Here is a 19343-nt window from a genome sequence, read left to right on the forward strand (position 1 = left end):
ATGCGCTTCAGAATGGCGAGAAAGTGCATTTCGCAGTCGCAAGAGAAATTGAACTTCCTGTGACAAGAAGTTAAGAATTTTCTTCGCGGGTGCAGCATGCCCGCGTCTGAACGTCTGAGGAGACCGTTTTGCCCATTTCCAAGATTCTCGTTGCCAACCGCTCCGAAATTGCCATTCGCGTGTTCCGCGCGGCCAACGAACTTGGAATAAAAACGGTGGCCATCTGGGCGGAAGAGGACAAGCTGGCCCTGCACCGCTTCAAGGCGGACGAGAGCTATCAGGTCGGCCGCGGCCCGCATCTTGCCAAGGATATGGGTCCGATCGAGAGCTATCTCTCGATCGAGGAGGTGATCCGCGTCGCCAAGCTTTCGGGCGCGGACGCGATCCATCCCGGCTACGGCCTTCTGTCGGAAAGCCCCGAATTCGTCGATGCCTGCAACAAGGCCGGCATCATCTTCATCGGCCCGAAGGCCGATACGATGCGCCAGCTCGGCAACAAGGTTGCAGCGCGCAACCTGGCGATCTCGGTCGGCGTGCCTGTGGTGCCGGCCACCGGCCCCCTGCCCGAGGATATGGCCGAAGTGGCCAAGATGGCCGAGGAGATCGGCTATCCCGTCATGCTCAAGGCTTCCTGGGGCGGCGGCGGGCGCGGCATGCGCGCCATCCGCGATCCGAAGGACCTTGCCCGCGAAGTGACGGAGGCCAAACGCGAGGCGATGGCCGCCTTCGGCAAGGACGAGGTCTATCTGGAAAAGCTCGTCGAGCGCGCCCGCCATGTGGAAAGCCAGGTTCTCGGCGATACGCACGGCAATGTCGTGCATCTCTTCGAGCGTGACTGCTCGATCCAGCGCCGTAACCAGAAGGTCGTCGAGCGCGCACCGGCCCCCTACCTCTCGGAAGCGCAGCGCCAGGAGCTTGCCGCCTATTCGTTGAAGATTGCGGCGGCGACCAATTATATCGGCGCCGGCACCGTCGAATACCTGATGGATGCCGATACCGGCAAATTCTACTTCATCGAAGTCAATCCGCGTATCCAGGTCGAGCATACGGTGACCGAAGTTGTCACCGGCATCGACATCGTCAAGGCGCAGATCCACATCCTCGACGGCTTTGCAATCGGCACGCCGGAATCGGGCGTGCCCGAGCAGAAGGATATCCGTCTCAACGGCCATGCGCTGCAGTGCCGCATCACCACGGAAGATCCGGAGCATAATTTCATTCCGGATTACGGTCGGATCACCGCCTATCGCTCGGCCTCCGGTTTCGGCATCCGGCTCGACGGCGGCACCTCCTATTCCGGCGCCATCATCACCCGCTTTTACGATCCGCTTCTCGTCAAGGTCACGGCATGGGCGCCAAATCCATCCGAAGCGATTTCCCGCATGGACCGGGCGCTGCGCGAATTCCGCATTCGCGGCGTCGCCACCAACCTGACCTTCCTCGAAGCGATCATCGGCCATCCGAAGTTCCGGGATAACAGCTACACGACCCGCTTCATCGATACGACGCCGGAGCTTTTCCAGCAGGTCAAGCGCCAGGATCGCGCCACGAAGCTGCTCACCTATCTCGCCGACGTCACCGTCAATGGCCATCCCGAGGCCAAGGACCGGCCGCGGCCGCTTGATAATGCGGCCGAACCGGTGGTTCCCTATGCCAACGGCAATACGGTCAAGGACGGTACGAAGCAGTTCCTCGACACGCTCGGTCCGAAGAAATTCGGCGAATGGATGCGCAACGAAAAGCGCGTGCTCTTGACCGACACGACGATGCGCGACGGCCACCAGTCGCTGCTCGCCACCCGCATGCGCACCTATGACATCGCCCGCATCGCCGGCACCTATGCGCATGCGCTGCCGAATCTTTTGTCGCTCGAATGCTGGGGCGGCGCGACCTTCGACGTTTCCATGCGCTTTCTGACCGAGGATCCGTGGGAGCGCCTGGCACTGATCCGCGAGGGGGCGCCGAACCTTCTGCTGCAGATGCTGCTGCGCGGCGCCAACGGCGTCGGCTACACCAATTATCCCGACAATGTCGTCAAGTATTTCGTTCGCCAGGCGGCCAAGGGCGGCATCGATCTCTTCCGCGTCTTCGACTGCCTCAACTGGGTCGAGAACATGCGCGTCTCGATGGATGCCATTGCCGAGGAGAACAAGCTCTGCGAGGCGGCGATCTGCTATACCGGCGATATCCTGAACTCGGCCCGTCCGAAATATGATCTGAAATACTATACCGACCTTGCGGTCGAGCTCGAAAAGGCCGGCGCTCACATCATCGCGCTCAAGGATATGGCGGGCCTGCTCAAGCCCGCGGCTGCCAAGGTTCTGTTCAAGGCGCTGCGTGAGGCGACCGGCCTGCCGATCCATTTCCACACGCATGATACATCGGGTATTGCGGCTGCGACCGTCCTTGCCGCCGTCGATGCCGGTGTCGATGCCGTCGATGCGGCCATGGATGCGCTTTCCGGCAATACTTCGCAGCCCTGTCTCGGTTCGATCGTCGAGGCGCTGCGCGGTACGGAGCGCGATCCGGGCCTCGATCCGGAATGGATCCGCCGTATTTCCTTCTATTGGGAAGCGGCGCGCAACCAGTATGCGGCCTTCGAAAGCGATCTGAAGGGTCCGGCATCCGAAGTCTATCTGCACGAAATGCCGGGCGGCCAGTTCACCAACCTCAAGGAACAGGCGCGCTCGCTCGGCCTCGAGACCCGCTGGCATCAGGTGGCGCAGGCCTATGCCGACGCCAACCAGATGTTCGGCGATATCGTCAAGGTGACGCCGTCTTCCAAGGTCGTCGGCGACATGGCGCTGATGATGGTTTCGCAGGACCTGACGGTCGCCGATGTCGTCAGCCCCGACAAGGAAGTCTCCTTCCCGGAATCGGTCGTATCGATGCTGAAGGGTGATCTCGGTCAGCCGCCGTCTGGATGGCCCGAAGCGCTGCAGAAGAAGGCGTTGAAGGGTGACAAGCCCTATACCGTGCGCCCCGGCTCGCTGCTCAAGGAGGCCGATCTCGATGCCGAGCGTAAAGTCATCGAGACGAAACTCGAGCGAGAGATCAGCGACTTCGAGTTTGCCTCCTATCTGATGTATCCGAAGGTCTTCACCGACTTCGCGCTCGCCTCCGATACCTACGGCCCGGTCTCGGTGCTGCCGACGCCGGCCTATTTCTACGGTCTCAAGGATGGCGAGGAACTGTTTGCCGATATCGAACGCGGCAAGACGCTCGTCATCGTCAACCAGGCGATGAGCGCGACGGACAGCCAGGGCATGGTGACCATCTTCTTCGAGCTCAACGGCCAGCCGCGCCGCATCAAGGTGCCGGACCGGGCTCATGGGGCGACGGGTGCCGCCGTCCGCCGCAAGGCTGAGCCGGGCAATGCCATCCATGTCGGTGCGCCGATGCCGGGTGTCATCAGCCGTGTCTTCGTCTCGCCCGGCCAGGTCGTCAATGCCGGCGACGTGCTCGTCTCCATCGAGGCGATGAAGATGGAAACGGCGCTGCACGCGGAAAAGGATGGCACGATTTCCGAGGTGCTGGTGCGCGCCGGCGATCAGATCGACGCCAAGGACCTGCTCGTCGTCTACGCCGGCTGAGCAGGCGGGGTCGATGTTTCCGAAGGGTTGCATTCGGCCATGCTACCGATCACCCGATTGTGTACGGTCGGGCTGTTAAAAAGCTGATTTTGTGAAAAGTGAGCGGCCTCCTTGCCTTGCCCGGCGAGGAGGCTTTCTCATAGATTGGCACGCTCACCACCCGCCCCCAAGACCCATCAGGAAATCGTCTATGAGCAAGTTGAAGATTGCCGTCATTGTCGGCAGCACGCGTATTGGCCGTTTTGCCCAGCATCCGGCCAAGTGGATCGCAGATTTCGCCAGCCAGCGCTCTGATCTCGAAGTCGAAGTTCTCGACCTTCTCGACTACCCCATGCATTTCTTCGGGGAAGAGCGCGCCACCACGGCGGAAAGCGAAACCGCAGAGAACTGGAAGAAGAAGCTGCGCGAGTTCGACGGCTTCATTTTTACCGCCGCCGAATATAACCATGCGCCGACCGCGGTTCTGAAGAACGCGCTCGATCTCGGCGAATTCATTCAGAAGCCGGTCGGTTTCGTCGGTTACGGCGGCGTCGGCGGCGCACGTGCGGTCGAGCAGCTTCGCCTGATCTTCGTCGAAATGAGCGCAGCGTCCGTCAAGACCGCCGTCCACATCGCGTTCAGCGAATATCTTGCGGTTCTCAAGGAAGGCAAGAGCCTCGGTGATTACGCCCATCTCAATGAGGCCGCCAAGAACATGCTCGATCAGCTCACATGGTGGGGCAATGCGCTGAAGGCCGCGCGCGCCGTCGTTACGGCCTCCTGATTGCAGCGAGCGATGCCGGGATGTTCGCATCCCGGCACCAGAGCCTTTCCCGGTTGGATTGCAGCATTCTGCCGGCGCAAAGATGCCCGGCCCACCGGCCGCACTGCTTCACTATGCGAAGCAATAGGTGCGTCCGGCGCTTCTAAAGTCTTGCAGATTTGCAAGGCAAATCTGCGGGAGGGTTGGCTGAAACGGGCCGGCTTGGCCGTAGAGCCGGGCTACGACGCGCGCCGGCCGGTCGACCATCCGACTCCGTTTGAGCCAACAGAATGCTGCAATCTAACCCGGAAAGGCTCTAGCGCAGATATCGTAAGTATTGGCGGCGTTGATCGTCGAGATGAAGCGCTTGGTGCGCTCGCGCTCCGGCGTATTGAAGATCGCCCTGGCGCTGCCCGTTTCCACCACGCTTCCGGCTTCCAGGAAAACGACGTCATTGGCGATCTTCGAGGCGAGCCGGAGATCATGGGTCGCCATCACCATCGTCGTGCCTTCGCTGGCAAGCTTGCCAAGCACATCGACCACCTCGGCCGAAAGTTCGGGATCGAGCGCGGATGTCGGCTCGTCGCAAAGAAGCACGCGCGGCGATGGCGCCAGTGCCCGGGCAATTGCGACGCGCTGCTGCTGGCCACCCGATAGTGTCGAAGGCCAGGCGTCGGCCTTGTGGGTCATGCCGACCTTGGTCAGCAATTCCATTGCGCGTTCGCGGGCCTTTTCCCTCGGCCATCTCAGCACCGTCACCAGACCTTCCATGACATTCTCGATCGCGGTCTGATGCGGGAAGAGCTGGAAGTTCTGGAAGACCATGCCGGTCTGGCGGCGGATCTTCTGGATCGCCTGCCAGCTCGTTCGTTTGTCCGGGGTAAAGGCCAGCGTTTCCTCTCCCAGGCGGATCGCGCCTGTTGTCGGAATTTCGAGCAGGTTGATGCAGCGCAGCAGCGTGCTCTTGCCGCCGCCGGAAGGTCCGACCAGCGCGGTGACGCTGCCTTCGGGGATGCGGATGCTGATATCCTTCAGGATGACCGCATCGCCGAAGCGCTTTTCGATGTTGGAAAGCTCGATCATGCATTTGCCTCCAGCATACCGCCATAACGCGCGAAGCGGCGTTCCAGCCGCACTTGCAACTGCGAGAGGACGGAGCTCAGGACGAGATAGATCAGCGCCGCCTCGATATAGAGGATCAACGGCTCATAAGTGGTGGCGACGATGCGCTGCGCCGCCTGGAAGAGTTCCGGCACGGTGATGGCGGCGGCAAGCGACGTGTCTTTGACCAGCGAGATGAAAGTATTCGACAAAGGCGGCACGGCGACACGGGCGGCCTGCGGCAGGATGGTGCGGCTCATCGCCTGGCGCCAGCTCATGCCGATCGAATAGGCAGCTTCCCACTGGCCTTTCGGCACCGAGGAAATGACGGCGCGGATGATCTCGGAGCTATAGGCGCCGATATTCAGGGTGAAGCCGATGAGGGCGGCCGGGAAGGCATCGAGCAGGATGCCGAGGCTCGGCAGGCCGTAGAAGATGACAAAGAGCTGAACGAGCAGCGGCGTGCCGCGGATGACCCAGACATAGAAGCGCGCGACGGCGGAGAGCGGCATCGGCCCGAAGAGTCGGGCGATCGCGGTGGCGAGCCCGAGGGCCAGGCCAAAGACGAAGGAGAGCAGGGTCAGCGGAATGGTGAAGATCAGCCCCGCCCACAGGAGCGAAGGCAGCGATTCCGCCATCAGTTGGAGCCAGTGCGCCAAGGGAATTCCTTCTGGTCGGTTGGTGCGTCGAAGTGGAATACCCCTCCCCAACCCCTCCCCACAAGGGGGAGGGGCTTATCGGGGCCTTCGGCGCGCCAAATAGCGACCGTACTATGGCGGGGAGGCTGTTCTGAGATGAGGCGGCGCGGCATCGAACCCCCTTGCCCTTGTGGGGGAGGGGGTTCTTTTCTTGAACGAAGCTTACTTGGAAACGTCCTGGCCGAAATACTTGTCGGCGATCTTCTTATAGGTGCCGTCGGCCTTGATGTCGGCAAGCGCCTTGTTGATTTCGGCGAGAAGCTCCGGCTCGTTCTTGCGGATGATGACGCCGGAGTAGTCGGCATTTTCCTGTTCGGCGACGATCTTCACCGGCGCGTCCGGCTTGTGCTTCTTGAAATCGAGGAAGGAGAGGCTGTCGTTGATCGTGGCGTCGGCGCGCTTGGTCAGCACGAGCTGGATCGACTGATCGAAACCGTCGGTGCCGACGAGTTCGGCGCCGGCTTCGGTGGCGAGCTTGCCGAAGTTGCTGGTCAGTGATTGGGCGGCCTTCTTGCCCTTCAGATCGGCGAAGGACTTGATGCTGTCATCGCCGTCACGGGCGATCAGCACGGCCTTGGAGGCAATATAGGGCTCGGAGAAATCATATTTCTGCTTGCGGGTTTCGGTGATGCCGACCTGATTGATGACGGTGTCGTAGCGCTTGGCGTCGAGGCCGGCGATCAGGCCGTCCCACTTGCCTTCGACGAACTCGGCCTTGACGCCGAGCTTGGCGGCGATCGCTTCGCCGATCTCGACATCGAAGCCGACGAGCTTGCCGCTTTCGTCATGATAGGTGAAGGGCGCATACGTGCCTTCGGTACCGATCTTGAAGACGCCGGCCGATTTGATGGCGGCGAGGTTCTCGCCGGCATGGGCAGGCAGGAGGGCCGCAGCCTGAATGAGGGCGGCAGCGGCGACGGTTTTCAACCAGTTCATTGTTTTATCCATCCTTGGGAGGTTGTCATCGGATGGGGATACTTTGCAGAAAATTATGGCGCCGGAAGCGTAGAAAACTGCGAATAAAAGCAGCAACTGCAAATAATTTTCTCAAGCGGCCGTTCCAACCATGAATCCTGCAGAAACAGGCATCATGCTCCGGCCCGGCGGCGCAGCCTTTCGCTGACGATGATGATCAATCCGGCGCTGAGGATCAGGGCCGCGCCGACGACCACATTGTGCGTTGGGATGTCGGCCCAGATCAGATAGCCCAGGAGGAAGGCCCAGACGAGAGAGCTGTATTCGAATGGTGCAAGCACGGAGACGGGCGCCTGGCGCATGCCTTCGAAAAGGGCGAATTGGGCGCAGCCGGCAACGATGCCTGTGGCAATGAGCAGCGCGAGCTGCGTCATATCGGGGGTCTGCCAGGTGTAGAGAACGGCAAGGCCGGTCAGGGCAAGAAAAAAGACGTTGGAAACGGTGAGCTGCACGATGGTCTTTTCGTGCAGCGAGGTCTTGCGCAGCAGCACCATGGCGGATGCCCAGAGGACGGCCGCCTGCAGCGCAAGATAGACCGGCCAGGAAATGGTGAGGCCGACCGGATTGCAGGCGATCAAGACACCGACGAAACCGACGCCGACGGCCAGCCAGCGCGCCGGCGTGACCTCTTCCTTCAGGATGACCCATGCGAGCAGGGTACCGACGACAGGTGCGGCGTAATAAAGCGTCGTCACTTCGGCAAGCTGCAGGCGGCTTGCCGCGGAATAATAGGAAAGCCAGGCACAAAGAAGAAGGATCATCGGCTTGACGATCGGCGATGTGATCGTTTGGCGAACGAGTTTGCCGCGACCATAGGCGAGACAACCGAGGAAGATCGTGAGGCTGCGGAAAAACAGGATCTGCCAGACGGGAATGCTTGAAGTCAGGATCTTGATGATCGCGTCATGGAAGGTAAACGCCATATAGGCGACGGTCGTGAGCAGGATGCCCAGGCTGACGGAGTTTTTCACAGGAAGACGCACCAGATGGCGGATATGCCGGAGGGAATCGGGAATGATGAATCGATATTCCTGCCTCTTAGACCGGTCAATAGGACATATTTCGCTCTGGTAGTGACTTTGTTTCAAAACGTCAGAAAACGTGTAGCAATGCGTATTGCTTGCACGATCATAAGTGTTTATGCACGTTTCTGGATTTGTGAGATGTCGATCCGGTAGGAACATGCAGGATTTTCTATTACGCGAGCGTCAAGGGGTGATTTCCGAGAGGTTGCGGATGAATGGCCGCGTGCTGGCGGCGGAACTTGCGCTCGAATTCGGCGTCTCCGAGGATACGGTGCGGCGCGATCTGCGCGAGATGGCGGCCGCGGGGCTCTGCGAGCGGGTCTATGGCGGCGCATTGCCGGTCTCGCCGGCGCATGGAAGCCTGACGCAGCGCATCGGCTTTGCCGCCGACCGGAAACAGGCGCTGGCGCGCGCTGCGGCACAGCAGATCGCCGCCGGTTCGACCGTGTTCTTCGATGCCGGCAGCACCAATCTGGCGATTGCCCATGCATTGCCGGCCGATCTTGCGCTGACGGCTGCGACGAATGCGCCGGCGATTGCCGCAGCGCTGATCGACAAGCCTGCCATCAACGTCATCCTGATCGGCGGGATGGTCGATCGGCAGACGGGCGGTGCGCTCGGCGCCAAGGCCCTGCGCGATATGGAGCAGATTTCGCCCGACCTCTGCATTCTCGGCGCCTGCGGCGTCGACCTTGAGGCCGGCATCACGGTGTTCGGTTTCGAGGATGCGGAGTTCAAGCGGTTTGCGACGTCGAGGAGCAAAAGGGTGCTGGTGGCTGCAACCTCGGAGAAATTCGGCACTGCCGCCCCCCATAGTGTCCTGCCGGTTGCCCATTGCGAATGTCTGGTGGTCGAACACGATGCCGATCCGGCAATTCTCGGCCGCTACCGCGAGCGCGGATGCAGGACTGTTATCGCCGAGAAAACGAACTGAGGCGACGTCACAGAGTTTAGGGAAATCGGGCGCTTGCAAGCCCGGCAATGAGGAAAGACCGAGAAATGGACAGTCATGTAAGTGCGCCGGGGGTCCGGAGCGGCTTCGTTACCAGAAGCAGGGCGGCGGTTTCCCTGCTCTTTCTCATGAATGGCTTCGTCGTCGGCTGCTGGGCGCCGAAGATTCCGGACTTTGCCGAGCGTCTGGCGCTGAGCAAGTTCGAGCTTGGGCTGATGATCCTCGTCTTCGGCGTCGGCTCGCTGGTCATGATGCCGATTGCCGGTGCGCAGATTGCCAAGCACGGCTCGCGTATCGTCGTTCAGGTGACGGCTGTCTGCGTGCTGCCGTTGCTGCTGGCATTGACGCTCGCGCCAAATGTGATCACCGGGGCCATCTCGCTCTTCCTGTTCGGCGGCTTCATTGGCGCAATGGATGTGGCGATGAATGCCAATGCGGTGTCGGTCGAGAAATCCATGCGCCGCGCCATCATGTCGTCCTGCCATGCGTTCTGGAGTCTTGGTGGACTGATCGGCTCAGGTCTCGGCGGCATCGTGATTTCCAAGCTCGGTATTCTCGGTCATGCGGAACTGGCGACGGTGCTGGCGGCAATCTTCCTTGCTCTGGCATGGCCGATGATCCTTGCGGACCCGCCGCATCCCGACACCAAGAAGGAAAAGACGAAGCTGCCGATGGTGCCGCTGCCGTGGCTGCTCGGATTGATGGCGCTGTTCAGCATGGTGCCGGAAGGTGCGGTTCTCGACTGGGGCGCGCTCTATCTCCGGCAGGAAATGGATGCATCCGTGGCACTTTCCGGTCTTGGTTTCGCAGCCTTTTCGGCGACCATGGCGATCATGCGCTTTGCCGGCGATCTGGTGCGCGACCGTCTGGGCGGCGTCAAGACGCTGCGCATCTGCACGCTGTTTGCGATCGTCGGCATGCTGCTTGCAGGCTTGGCCCCCAATGCCGAGATCGCTATCCTGGGTTTTGCCTTTTGCGGGATCGGGATTTCCAACATGGTGCCGATCGCTTTCTCGGCGGCGGGCAATATTCCCGGCCTCAAGCCTGGCATCGGCATCTCGGTCGTCACGACCATGGGCTACTCCGGCATGCTGGTCGCACCGTCCTTGATCGGCTTCGTCGCCGAGCATGTCGGCTTCGCTGCGGTCTTCATGGCGCTGCCGGTGCTGCTGCTCGTCGTCCTCCTGTTTTCCAAACTGGCCCATTATGCCGATGGGACCTCCGGAGGCGGCCACTGAACCGCCTCCAACCAAAAGTGATATCGGGGGCGGTTGACAAGAAAGCGGTCATGATCCACCTGAAAGGCGCTGTTTCTAAAGCGCGTCGCAATCTTTCAGATTTGCTTCTCGCGCTTTAGGTCTTTATTTTGCGCATGTCGTGATCGCAAAACCGCTGCATACTTTTGCGCGACATGCTTTAGGGGTGCAAGAACTCTTCATGTTGTCAGCCGCCGATTTTGATCCGAAACCGCGCCGCGCTTCCGTTGCCGTCGATGTCGGCGGCGTCATCGTCGGCGGCGGGGCGCCGGTCGTCGTGCAATCCATGACGAATACCGATACGGCCGATATCGACTCGACCGTCGCGCAGGTCGCCGCCCTGTTCCGGGCTGGCTCGGAGCTTGTGCGTATCACCGTCGACCGTGACGAGAGTGCGGCCGCCGTGCCGAAGATCCGCGAGCGGCTGCTGCGGCTCGGCATGGACGTGCCATTGATCGGCGACTTCCACTATATCGGCCACAAGCTGCTCGCCGATCATCCCGATTGTGCCGCGGCGCTGGCGAAATACCGCATCAACCCCGGCAATGTCGGCTTCAAGGACAAGAAGGACAAGCAGTTCGCCGAGATCATCGAGATGGCGATCCGCCATGACAAGCCGGTGCGTATCGGCGTCAACTGGGGTTCGCTCGACCAGGATCTGCTGACGGCGCTGATGGACCAGAATGCCGCGGCCGGTTCGCCGCTTTCGGCCCGGCAGGTGACGCGCGAGGCGATCGTGCAGTCGGCGCTGCTTTCGGCAGCCCTTGCCGAGGAGATCGGCCTGCCGCGCAACCGCATCATCCTGTCGGCCAAGGTCAGCCAGGTGCAGGATCTGATCGCCGTCAATTCGATGCTCGCCGAACGCTCCAATCACGCGCTGCATCTCGGTCTGACCGAAGCCGGCATGGGCACCAAGGGCATCGTCGCCTCGTCGGCGGCTATGGGCTTCGTGTTGCAGCATGGCATCGGCGATACGATCCGCGTGTCGCTGACGCCCGAGCCGAATGGCGACCGCACCCGCGAAGTCCAGGTGGCGCAGGAGATCCTGCAGGTCATGGGCTTCCGCCAGTTCATACCGGTCGTTGCCGCCTGTCCGGGCTGCGGACGCACGACCTCGACGGTGTTCCAGGAGCTTGCCCAGAACATCCAGAACGACATTCGCAAGAACATGCCGGTCTGGCGCGAAAAGTATCCCGGAGTCGAGGCGCTGAACGTCGCCGTCATGGGCTGCATCGTCAACGGGCCGGGTGAAAGCAAACATGCCGATATCGGCATTTCGCTTCCCGGCACCGGCGAGACGCCGGCCGCCCCTGTTTTCATCGATGGCCGTAAGGCGCTGACGCTGCGCGGCCCCAATATCGCCGCCGACTTCGAGGCGCTTGTCGTCGATTATATCGAGAAGCGTTTCGGCCGGCGGACGGCGGCGGAATGAACGCCTTCGAGTTCGAATGAGCCGGTATTGGTCTGATATCGTCAGCAAGCTTCGGCCCTATGTCGCCGGAGAGCAGCCGCGTATCGCCGGCTTGGTCAAGCTCAACACTAACGAGAATCCCTACGGGCCGTCTCCGAAGGCACTCGAGGCAATCCGGCAAGCGACGGACGATCGTCTGCGGCTCTATCCCGATCCCGCGGCGACGGAATTGCGCGAGACGATCGCCGCCCGTTTCGGCCTGATGGCGGAAGAAGTATTCGTTGGCAACGGCTCCGACGAGGTCCTCGCCCTCGCGTTTCAGGCGCTGTTGAAACACGAACGGCCGCTTCTCTATCCCGATGTGACCTATAGCTTCTACCCGACATATAGCCTGCTATACGATGTCGAAGCGATCGAAGTGCCTGTCGATCACGGGTTCCAGATCCGACTGGCGGATTACGACAGGCCGTGCGGCGCGATCATCATCCCCAATCCGAATGCACCGACCGGGATCGGCCTGCCGCGTGCCGACATAGAGGCGCTTGTCGCCGCTCACCCGGATGCGGTCGTCGTGATCGACGAGGCCTATGTCGATTTCGGCGGCGAAAGCGCCGTCCCGCTCATTTCAAAATATCCCAATCTGCTTGTCATTCAGACCCTGTCGAAATCCCGCTCGTTCGCAGGCCTGCGCGTCGGCTTCGCGCTGGGGCAGCGGGAACTGATCGAGGCGCTGGTGCGCGTCAAGGACAGTTTCAATTCCTATCCGCTCGATCGCCTGGCGCAGGTCGCCGCGACGGCGGCGATCAAGGACGAGGCGTGGTTCGAGACATGCCGGAGGAAGCTTATCGCCAGCCGGGAAAACCTCGTCTCCGAACTCCAAGCGCTGGATTTCGAGGTCTTGCCGTCCCAGGCGAATTTCGTTTTCGCAAGGCACCAAAGTCAGTCGGGTGCAGCGCTTCTCACCGCCCTTCGCGAGCGGAACATTCTCGTCCGGCTTTTTGCCAAGCCGCGTATTTCGGACTTCCTGCGGATCAGCATCGGCACGGACGAGGAATGTGCCCGCCTGGTTTCGGCTCTCACGGAAATATTGGCAGCCTGACCTGGAAAGGGATAGAGCGGTTCAGCTTTTAACGGAAGCGCAGAACCACTCTATTCCTTTGTTTTACGTAATTCCCGGTAAAAACGCTTCGCGCTTTGCCTGGGAAAACCGCTTCGCACTTTTCCTGGAATTGCTCTAGCTCTTCCGGTCGGCGATGAAATGCGCCGCAGCGGTAAGGGTCGAGGCACGGGCGCCGTAAGGGGTAAGCAGCGCCTCGGCATCGCGGACATGCTGGTGGAGCTGGCGCTCGGCCCATTCCATACCGCGCAGGGCGACGAGCGTTCCCTTGCCCCGGGCTGCGTCCTTGCCGGTCGCCTTGCCCATGGTCTCGGTGTCCGAAGTCAGGTCAAGAATGTCGTCGGCCAGCTGGAAGGCAAGGCCGATCTTTTCGCCGAAGGCGCGCAGGCGGCGGCGGTCTTCCGGCGCACTTGCCGAGATGATGGCGCCGGCTTCGCAGGCGAAGCGGATCAACGCGCCCGTTTTCATCGCCTGCAGGCGGATGATGCCGGCCTCGTCAGGGGCTTGTTTTTCCGCTGCCAGATCGAGGGCCTGGCCGCCGGTCATGCCGCCAAGACCGGCGGCGCGGGCAAGGGCCAGCACCAGCGATGCCTTGCTGGTATCGGGAAGCGCCGTTTCCGGCGCGGCGACGATATCGAAGGCGTAGGTCAGCAGGCTGTCGCCGGCGAGGATCGCGGTCGCTTCATCGAATTTAATGTGTACCGTTGGTTTGCCGCGGCGCAGGTCGTCATCGTCCATGGCCGGCAGGTCGTCATGGACGAGGGAATAGCAGTGGACGCATTCGAGTGCCGCGCCGACGCGAAGTGCTGCCTCAGCGTTGCCGCCGAGAAGGGCAGCGCTTTCGACGACCAGGAATGGGCGCAGCCGCTTGCCGCCGTTCAGCACGGCATAATGCATGGCATCGCGCAGCCTTTCGGGCCTGGCGATTTCATCGGAAAGGATGCTTGGTGAAAGCAATGCGTCGAGCAGCGCCTCGATCTCGTGGGCGTTGTTCTTCAGCCTCGTTTCGAAAGTGTCCCGGTTCGCGTCCATGGGCGCTGTTTGGCATGAGCGCCCCTGGGCTTGCAACGGAATTGTCGATGACAGCGGCAAGATTCACCACGCACTCTGGCATAAGCTCTGTACAGGCGCTATGAGAACGAGAGGAGCGAAATCGGACTGGGGAACATTGGATATAGCGCCGGAGAGAGAGGACAGCGTCGACATGCCGGTTCGTCGGCAATGGTTCGGAGATCGGCGGTTCGGAGATCGGCGCGTGTTGAAACGCATTGTTCTTGCCGTCCTGGTCTTTCTGATCCTTCCCTACGCGTTGATCTTTTTCTATCTGCTGCCCTTCATTCACCCCATCTCGACGCTGATGCTGCGCGATCTCCTGCTGCTGCGCGGTTACGACAGACAATGGGTGTCGCTGGATCACATCGCCCCGGTCGTGGTGCAGTCGGTGATGATGTCGGAGGATGGGCAATATTGCTTTCACGGCGGCGTCGACTGGGCTGAAATGCGCATGCTGGTCGAGGATACGCTGAAAGGCCAGGCGACGCGCGGCGGCAGCACCATCCCGATGCAGACGGCGAAAAACCTCTTCCTCTGGAACAGCCGCTCCTTCGTGCGCAAGGCGCTGGAGCTTCCACTCGCGGTCGCCACGGATTTCGTCCTGTCGAAACGGCGGCTGATGGAAATCTATCTCAATATCGCCGAATGGGGTCCCGGCATCTACGGCATCGAGGCGGCCGCCCAGCATCATTTCAAGGTGCCGGCCTCGAAGCTGACGCGGCGCCAGGCATCGCTGCTAGCCGTCTCGCTGCCGAACCCGATCGACCGCAATGCCGGCAAGCCCGGACGCGGCCTTCGCCGGCTTGCCGGCGTGATTGAGAGGCGTGCGCAAGGTTCGGGCGATTACATCAAGTGCATCTATGATTGACATCAGAGATTGACATCAGAACTTGTCGTCAGAACAGGATGATTTTAGTCCAGGGGCGGCCTAAAATCTGAATCCTGTTCTAAATTATATTGTGAGAGCGTGATGTCATGAGAAAACCGCGCACACTTTTCGGCATCATGCTCTAGAGGCGGTAAGCGTCATCTGACATTCTTGGTTCTGCCATATGGACGGATGCAGTCCAACCAGAGCCCCGATTCGCCCATGACCATCACGACATTTTCGCCCGAGCTTCTCTCTTATTCGAAGACGCACAATCCGAACCCGCCCGCCCATCTCGGCAGCCGCTATCGCAAAATCGGCGGCTTTCTCCCGGAAGCCGGCAACACCATCGTCTGCCATATCGAGAAGGGTTCGCAGACGCAGATGGCGCTGATCGAGGCGCGCGAGACATATCTGGCCATGCCCGAGGCTCCGCAGTTCCTCTTCACGCCGATATCAAGTCTTCACATGACACTTTTCGAAGGCGTCATCGAAACCCGGCGCCGGCAGGATTGCTGGCCGGGCGATCTGCCGCTCGATACGCCCATCGAAGACATGACCGAGTTGATGGCGGCCAGGCTCGAAGGTTTCTCGATGGCTGACCCCTTCAGGGTCGCGATCGTCGAAGCTCGCCCGTCGGGCCTGCTCGTCGACGGGGCGACGGAGACGGACCGCAAGGTCATGCGCGCCTGGCGCAACGCGCTGGCCGATCTTCTCGGCTATCGCCAGCCGAACCACGAGGATTATAAGTTCCACATGACCTTCGCCTATGCGGTCGAACGGCTTGAGGACGAAGCCTTGCCGCGCTGGCAGGCGATGCTCGATGACGTGGCCGAGGATATCCGCCGCAAGGCTCCCGTTTTCGAGCTTACCCCGCCGGCATTCTGCGTGTTCGAGGATATGAACCATTTCCACGAATTGCTGATCTTTGATTTCGAAGCCTGAACGGAGGAGGCCCATGGACAAACCGACGCTCTATATCGCCAACAAGAACTATTCCTCCTGGTCGTTTCGGCCCTGGATGGCGCTGACGGGCGTCGGCATCGATTTCGAGGAAGTGCTGATCCCCTTCGATTATCCTGGTGGCAATCCCCATATCAAGGCGGTTTCGCCGACCGGGCGAGTGCCGCTTCTCAAGCACGGCGCGTTGAAGATCTGGGAATCGCTGGCGATCATCGAATACGCCGCCGAGCTTTATCCGGAGGCCGGCCTTCTGCCTGGGGATCGGGCCGAGCGGGCGCTTGCCCGTTCGGTTTCGATGGAAATGCTCTCGAGCTTTCGGGCGCTGCGCAACGCCTGCCCGATGAATATCCGCCGGCCGAAGGCCAAGATCGCATTGCCGGATGGTGTCGACGCCGATATCAGCCGCATCGAGACAATCTGGCGCGACCTGTTGCAGCAATCCGGCGGACCGTTTCTCTTTGGTGCGTTCAGCGGGGCGGATGCGATGTTTGCGCCCGTCGTCAACCGCTTCGACATTTATGATCTCGTCAGCCGAAACGATACGCTGGTCTATATGGAGACCATGAAGGCGCATCCGGCCTGGCGAAAATGGGAAGAGGCGGCCCGCGCGGAGCCTTGGATCGTGCCGGAAGACGAAGTCTGAGCCCGGAATCATCGGCTTCGCAAAAAATACGCATGGGGACTGGTCAAGGCCACCCCTTGCATGTATAAGCGCGCCAAATTCCGAAATCGCGACATGTCCGTTTCGGCCGCCAGTCTGGCCGTGGGAATGTTTTGCCCGCAAGTGGAGTAAGAGAAATGGCTGTACCGAAGAGAAAAACAAGCCCGTCCAAGCGCGGTATGCGCCGTTCGGCAGATGCACTGAAGGCTCCGACCTATGTCGAAGACAAGAACTCCGGCGAACTGCGCCGCCCGCACCATATCGACCTGAAGACCGGTATGTATCGCGGCCGCCAGGTTCTGACGCCGAAGGAAAGCGCATAATTTCCTGGTCCGGCTTGTCCGATCGAAAGTTTCAAGGCCGGCGTCACGCCGGCCTTTTCTATTTCGACGGTATAATATTTGCAATGACTTGCGGTCTGGCAGCGGTTTGCGGCAGTATTCTTCTTGCGCTGAGGAGACTGCCGATGATAGCCGCAATGCCGCTGATGATTATCCCGTTTATTCTTTACAATCTGGCGATGCTGGGCCTGATGGGCGATGGCGGCATTCCGGCCCTGCAGCATGATGTCATCGTGCTGTCGATGATCTCGGGCGCGATCTGGAGCATGGCGCTCGGCGATCTGTTCATCGTCATCGCCCTTGTCGTGCTGTTCTTCGAAATCCTCAAGGCGACCAGAACCGGCCCCGGCAATCTCGTCAACCATATGTTGTCGATGCTGGTGTTCATCGCCTTCCTGGTCGAGTTTCTGCTCGTCCGGGATGCTGCGACGCAGGTATTCTTCATTTTGATGACGATCGCCCTGATCGATGTGATCGGCGGTTTTGCCGTCTCGATCCGGAGCGCCGGGCGTGATGTCTCGATCGGATTATAGGTTGTCGAGTTTGTTCTGAAGGGCGCGGAGCTGTTCCTTCAGCTCATCGATATCCTTGGCCTCGGCCTTGCGGCTTTCCTTGGCAGGCGGCGTCATGAAGGGCGAGAACATCTGCATCGCCTGCTGAAACAGCTCGGTGTTGCGGCGAACCTGATCTTCGACCATCTGCATCGGCAATTGCAGGTTCTTGCCGAGCGGCGTCTCGCCGAAGGCGCGGTTCACCTGCTCGCGCATCTGCGACTGCTGTTCGGTGAAGGCGCGCATCGAATGTTCGAGAAAGCTCGGCACCACCATCTGCATCTGGTCGCCGTAATAGGTGATGAGCTGGCGCAGGAAGGAGATCGGGAGCAACGTGTTGCCGGTCTTCGATTCCTGTTCGAAAATGATCTGGGTCAGCACCGAATGGGTGATGTCATCTCCGCTTTTTGCATCCTGTACGGTGAAGTCTTCGCCTTTCTTCACCATCTCCGCCAAGTCTTCCAGCGTCACATAGGTGCTGGTGCCGGTGTTGTATAGGCGGCGATTGGCGTATTTCTTGATAACGATCTGACCCTCATGCTTCGCCATATCAGTCTCCTGAACCCCCGTCTGATTTATGGATCTTCCTCCACTTGAGACTGTAAACGCAAAAGAAGGCCGGTGACAATCTCTTTGTGCGATGCGGCAAACCTTTAACAGAGCAGATGAATCGGGCTTGGGAGCGCTTCGGCTGAAAAATGGCGGCAGCCGGTCTTCGCGTTTGACTTGTGCTCCAAGCTTTGCCAGTTTCTCCTTATGTAAGTGAGACGAAAACGAGGAGCGTCCCCATGAGCAATTCATCCATCGTCATCGCCAGTGCAGGGCGAACAGCAGTCGGCTCGTTCAACGGCGCTTTCGCGACGGTCCTCGCGCATGAGCTCGGGGCGGCGGTCATAAAGGGGGCGCTCGAGCGCGCCGGCGTCGATGCCGGCGAGGTGGATGAGGTGATCCTCGGCCAGGTGCTTGCCGCCGGCGAGGGCCAGAACCCGGCCCGCCAGGCGGCGATAAAGGCCGGCATTCCGAAGGAGGCGACTGCCTGGGGCGTCAACCAGCTCTGCGGCTCGGGCCTGCGCGCGGTCGCGCTCGGCATGCAGCAGATCGCCACCGGCGACGCCAAGATCATCGTTGCCGGCGGCCAGGAATCCATGTCGATGGCCCCGCATGCCGCGCACTTACGCAGCGGCGTCAAGATGGGCGACATGAAGATGGTCGACACGATGATCAAGGACGGTTTGACCGACGCCTTCCATGGTTATCACATGGGCATCACCGCCGAAAATGTCGCGCGTCAGTGGCAACTGTCGCGCGACGACCAGGATCAGTTCGCCGTGGCTTCGCAGAACAAGGCGGAAGCGGCGCAAAAGGCCGGCCGTTTTGCCGACGAGATCATCCCCTACGTCATCAAGACACGTAAGGGCGACGTTACGGTCGATGCCGACGAATATATCCGTCACGGCGCCACACTGGAAGCGATGGGGAAATTGCGCCCGGCCTTCGACAAGGACGGCACTGTGACGGCCGCGAATGCATCCGGCCTTAACGACGGCGCCGCTGCGGCGGTGCTGATGAGCGAAGCGGAAGCCGTCCGGCGCGGCATCCAGCCGCTCGCCCGCATCGTTTCCTGGGCAACGGCGGGCGTCGATCCTTCCATTATGGGCACCGGGCCGATCCCGGCTTCGCGCAAGGCGCTCGAAAAGGCCGGCTGGTCGGTGAACGATCTCGATCTCGTCGAAGCGAACGAAGCTTTCGCGGCGCAAGCCTGCGCTGTCACCAAGGATCTCGGATGGGACCCGGCGATCGTCAACGTCAATGGCGGCGCGATCGCGATCGGCCATCCGATCGGCGCGTCCGGCGCGCGCGTTCTCAACACGCTGCTGTTCGAAATGAAGCGCCGCGGCGCCAAGAAGGGTCTCGCCACGCTCTGCATCGGAGGCGGCATGGGTGTGGCCATGTGCTTTGAAGCACTTTAAATAGCATACGATCCAGGATTGATTGAAAATCCCGCCATGCGGCGGGGCGAAAAACAAAAGGGGAGC

The 19343-nt window shown here is 60.7% G+C and carries 18 protein-coding genes; 12 read left to right on the plus strand and 6 right to left on the minus strand.

All coding sequences use genetic code 11. The features are described from left to right. Positions 1-128 precede the first annotated feature (128 nt). Both pyc and FHT69_RS21170 read left to right on the plus strand, forming a co-directional pair. On the plus strand, positions 129-3593 hold the full coding sequence (gene pyc, locus FHT69_RS21165; RefSeq protein WP_183905924.1) for a pyruvate carboxylase: 3465 nt from the start codon (positions 129-131) through the stop codon (positions 3591-3593). Between the two features lie 190 nt (positions 3594-3783). Next, positions 3784-4356: an NADPH-dependent FMN reductase gene (locus FHT69_RS21170; RefSeq protein ID WP_183905925.1), complete on the plus strand. Its 573-nt coding sequence runs from the start codon at positions 3784-3786 to the stop codon at positions 4354-4356. A 279-nt stretch (positions 4357-4635) separates the two neighbouring features. Here FHT69_RS21170 and FHT69_RS21175 read toward each other — a convergent pair whose 3' ends face one another. From FHT69_RS21175 to FHT69_RS21190, 4 genes are all read right to left on the minus strand, one after another. Continuing rightward, positions 4636-5418 (minus strand): amino acid ABC transporter ATP-binding protein, encoded by a 783-nt coding sequence (locus tag FHT69_RS21175; RefSeq protein ID WP_183905926.1) that lies wholly within the window; start codon positions 5416-5418, stop codon positions 4636-4638. Then, a complete protein-coding gene (locus FHT69_RS21180) occupies positions 5415-6095 on the minus strand; it encodes an amino acid ABC transporter permease (protein WP_012759450.1) in 681 nt (226 codons plus the stop codon). Before FHT69_RS21180 ends, FHT69_RS21175 begins: the two co-directional genes overlap by 4 nt. Positions 6096-6296: 201 nt before the next feature. Next, positions 6297-7070, minus strand: a complete 774-nt coding sequence (locus FHT69_RS21185; RefSeq protein ID WP_017995516.1) for an amino acid ABC transporter substrate-binding protein — start codon at positions 7068-7070, stop codon at positions 6297-6299. Positions 7071-7222: 152 nt separating this feature from the next. Next, a complete protein-coding gene (locus tag FHT69_RS21190) occupies positions 7223-8080 on the minus strand; it encodes a DMT family transporter (RefSeq protein WP_183905927.1) in 858 nt (285 codons plus the stop codon). Between the two features lie 211 nt (positions 8081-8291). Between FHT69_RS21190 and FHT69_RS21195 the strand changes: the two genes are divergently transcribed. From FHT69_RS21195 to hisC, 4 genes are all read left to right on the plus strand, one after another. Further along, a complete protein-coding gene (locus FHT69_RS21195) occupies positions 8292-9068 on the plus strand; it encodes a DeoR/GlpR family DNA-binding transcription regulator (RefSeq protein WP_028756537.1) in 777 nt (258 codons plus the stop codon). Between the two features lie 65 nt (positions 9069-9133). After that, the gene (locus FHT69_RS21200) at positions 9134-10324 is read left to right on the plus strand and encodes an MFS transporter (protein WP_028756536.1); all 1191 of its coding nucleotides are present in this window, start codon (positions 9134-9136) and stop codon (positions 10322-10324) included. A gap of 199 nt (positions 10325-10523) precedes the next feature. Next, positions 10524-11774, plus strand: a complete 1251-nt coding sequence (gene ispG / locus FHT69_RS21205; protein WP_183905928.1) for a flavodoxin-dependent (E)-4-hydroxy-3-methylbut-2-enyl-diphosphate synthase — start codon at positions 10524-10526, stop codon at positions 11772-11774. 16 nt (positions 11775-11790) lie between these two features. Beyond that, entirely contained in the window at positions 11791-12852 is a 1062-nt protein-coding gene (gene hisC / locus FHT69_RS21210; protein WP_028756534.1) for a histidinol-phosphate transaminase, read from the plus strand. A gap of 135 nt (positions 12853-12987) precedes the next feature. Here the strand turns inward: hisC and FHT69_RS21215 are convergent, their stop codons facing one another. Further along, positions 12988-13902, minus strand: a complete 915-nt coding sequence (locus FHT69_RS21215; RefSeq protein ID WP_183905929.1) for a polyprenyl synthetase family protein — start codon at positions 13900-13902, stop codon at positions 12988-12990. 136 nt (positions 13903-14038) lie between these two features. Here FHT69_RS21215 and mtgA point away from each other — a divergent pair, with 136 nt between their 5' ends. From mtgA to FHT69_RS21240, 5 genes are all read left to right on the plus strand, one after another. Then, positions 14039-14791 carry a monofunctional biosynthetic peptidoglycan transglycosylase gene (gene mtgA, locus FHT69_RS21220; RefSeq protein WP_183905930.1) on the plus strand — a complete coding sequence of 251 codons (753 nt, stop codon included), beginning with the start codon at positions 14039-14041 and terminating at the stop codon, positions 14789-14791. 222 nt (positions 14792-15013) lie between these two features. Continuing rightward, complete coding sequence (locus FHT69_RS21225; protein ID WP_028756531.1) at positions 15014-15736, plus strand: DUF1868 domain-containing protein; 723 nt, start codon at positions 15014-15016, stop codon at positions 15734-15736. 13 nt (positions 15737-15749) lie between these two features. After that, positions 15750-16397 carry a glutathione S-transferase family protein gene (locus FHT69_RS21230; RefSeq protein WP_183905931.1) on the plus strand — a complete coding sequence of 216 codons (648 nt, stop codon included), beginning with the start codon at positions 15750-15752 and terminating at the stop codon, positions 16395-16397. Between the two features lie 155 nt (positions 16398-16552). Then, the gene (rpmF, locus tag FHT69_RS21235; protein ID WP_003543812.1) at positions 16553-16738 is read left to right on the plus strand and encodes a 50S ribosomal protein L32; all 186 of its coding nucleotides are present in this window, start codon (positions 16553-16555) and stop codon (positions 16736-16738) included. Between the two features lie 143 nt (positions 16739-16881). Continuing rightward, positions 16882-17289, plus strand: coding sequence for a hypothetical protein (locus FHT69_RS21240; protein WP_028756529.1), 408 nt, complete (start codon positions 16882-16884; stop codon positions 17287-17289). Here FHT69_RS21240 and phaR read toward each other — a convergent pair. After that, positions 17284-17856, minus strand: a complete 573-nt coding sequence (gene phaR / locus FHT69_RS21245) for a polyhydroxyalkanoate synthesis repressor PhaR (RefSeq protein WP_028756528.1) — start codon at positions 17854-17856, stop codon at positions 17284-17286. The two genes, FHT69_RS21240 and phaR, sit on opposite strands and share 6 nt — an antisense overlap. 239 nt (positions 17857-18095) lie before the next feature. Between phaR and FHT69_RS21250 the strand changes: the two genes are divergently transcribed. Continuing rightward, complete coding sequence (locus tag FHT69_RS21250) at positions 18096-19277, plus strand: acetyl-CoA C-acetyltransferase (protein WP_028756527.1); 1182 nt, start codon at positions 18096-18098, stop codon at positions 19275-19277. The last annotated feature ends 66 nt before the right edge of the window (positions 19278-19343 follow it).

The sequence above is a fragment of the Rhizobium sp. BK008 genome (assembly GCF_014197345.1).
Classification (GTDB): domain Bacteria; phylum Pseudomonadota; class Alphaproteobacteria; order Rhizobiales; family Rhizobiaceae; genus Rhizobium; species Rhizobium anhuiense.

Coding starts and splice junctions, on each gene's coding strand:
- FHT69_RS21185 (WP_017995516.1), bottom strand. CDS start 7,070: ATGAACTGGTTGAAAACCGTCGCCGCTGCCGCCCTCATTCAGGCTGCG.
- FHT69_RS21170 (WP_183905925.1), top strand. CDS start 3,784: ATGAGCAAGTTGAAGATTGCCGTCATTGTCGGCAGCACGCGTATTGGC.
- phaR (WP_028756528.1), bottom strand. CDS start 17,856: ATGGCGAAGCATGAGGGTCAGATCGTTATCAAGAAATACGCCAATCGC.
- FHT69_RS21215 (WP_183905929.1), bottom strand. CDS start 13,902: ATGGACGCGAACCGGGACACTTTCGAAACGAGGCTGAAGAACAACGCC.
- FHT69_RS21195 (WP_028756537.1), top strand. CDS start 8,292: ATGCAGGATTTTCTATTACGCGAGCGTCAAGGGGTGATTTCCGAGAGG.
- hisC (WP_028756534.1), top strand. CDS start 11,791: ATGAGCCGGTATTGGTCTGATATCGTCAGCAAGCTTCGGCCCTATGTC.
- FHT69_RS21225 (WP_028756531.1), top strand. CDS start 15,014: ATGACCATCACGACATTTTCGCCCGAGCTTCTCTCTTATTCGAAGACG.
- rpmF (WP_003543812.1), top strand. CDS start 16,553: ATGGCTGTACCGAAGAGAAAAACAAGCCCGTCCAAGCGCGGTATGCGC.
- FHT69_RS21230 (WP_183905931.1), top strand. CDS start 15,750: ATGGACAAACCGACGCTCTATATCGCCAACAAGAACTATTCCTCCTGG.
- ispG (WP_183905928.1), top strand. CDS start 10,524: ATGTTGTCAGCCGCCGATTTTGATCCGAAACCGCGCCGCGCTTCCGTT.
- FHT69_RS21240 (WP_028756529.1), top strand. CDS start 16,882: ATGATAGCCGCAATGCCGCTGATGATTATCCCGTTTATTCTTTACAAT.
- FHT69_RS21250 (WP_028756527.1), top strand. CDS start 18,096: ATGAGCAATTCATCCATCGTCATCGCCAGTGCAGGGCGAACAGCAGTC.
- FHT69_RS21175 (WP_183905926.1), bottom strand. CDS start 5,418: ATGATCGAGCTTTCCAACATCGAAAAGCGCTTCGGCGATGCGGTCATC.
- FHT69_RS21200 (WP_028756536.1), top strand. CDS start 9,134: ATGGACAGTCATGTAAGTGCGCCGGGGGTCCGGAGCGGCTTCGTTACC.